The 500-nt window shown below is 57.6% G+C and carries 1 protein-coding gene; it reads right to left on the bottom strand.

All coding sequences use genetic code 11. The features are described 5' to 3' along the window. On the bottom strand, window positions 1-323 hold a 323-nt coding region (locus tag GM1_RS21435; RefSeq protein ID WP_008382690.1), incomplete at its 3' end, for a diiron oxygenase. Window positions 324-500 lie beyond the last annotated feature (177 nt).

Raw genomic sequence — 500 nt, 5'->3', positions numbered from 1 at the left:
GAACTGAGCAGATTCTCTGCGTACATACCGAAGCTGAGAATGCTGACGATCTCGTGGCGCCCGAGTTCCACCTTCTGCTCGTCGCTCATCTTCTCCCACAGCTTGGTGCCGTAGAGCGAGACCCGATGCTCGGGCAGGAAGTACTTTCCTTCCTCCCAAGGCGAGTCCCAATCGATGTCGATCTCCGCGTCATAAAATTTCTCGGCCGCCGCACGCAGCAGTCGACCGGCAGACCTCTGCATGTCGACGGGCTTGCGGGCGCTGACGCGCGCAACGCCTTCCGTCGAGACGTCGGGCTTGATCTCCACATTTTGAACGGTCATGCGACACCTCCGTTGTGTTCCGGGTCGAGCTGAGTCTCGACTTCATACCCGATACTCTGGGTACCCGATACTGCTAGTGTCACTGCCAGTGTGTTCTTTTGTCAAGGCTTGATGTGAAGAAAGTGAGCTTTACGTGTCTGACGACCACGATCTCGACTACTCCGGCGAGGGCACGGC

Origin of the sequence: Gordonia malaquae NBRC 108250 (assembly GCF_000344135.1) — a bacterium.
GTDB lineage: Bacteria > Actinomycetota > Actinomycetes > Mycobacteriales > Mycobacteriaceae > Gordonia > Gordonia malaquae.
Note: the sequence above shows the minus strand (reverse complement) of the source record. Positions and strands in the feature narration are given on the sequence as shown.